A 253-nucleotide genomic window follows, 5' to 3' on the forward strand; every position below is an offset into this window, starting at 1 on the left:
TCGTAGCCCTTTTTAATACCTTATTTTTTCTTCGCTAATGGTGAAATTGATAGCAGATCATTATGGTGATGCTGTTCCTTATTTTCATTGCTCGGTTCTTTGAGACCCTCAAGAATCGGACATTCAGGTCGATCATCACCTGCGCAGCAATTGATTAAATCTTTCAGCGTATTCGCCATTTGCTGTAAGTCGTTTATGCGTTGTTCTAATTTCTCAATATGTCCGAGTGCTAAGCGTTTTACATCAGCACTTT

Annotated in this window: 1 pseudogene; it reads right to left on the reverse strand. The window is 39.1% G+C overall.

The window, feature by feature from the left end:
* Positions 1–20: 20 nt before the first annotated feature.
* Positions 21–253 (reverse strand): annotated as a pseudogene (locus VJI93_RS09070) (hypothetical protein); the annotation flags it as partial.

This window comes from Parvimonas sp. M20 (genome assembly GCF_035282425.1).
Classification (GTDB): Bacteria; Bacillota; Clostridia; order Tissierellales; family Peptoniphilaceae; genus Parvimonas.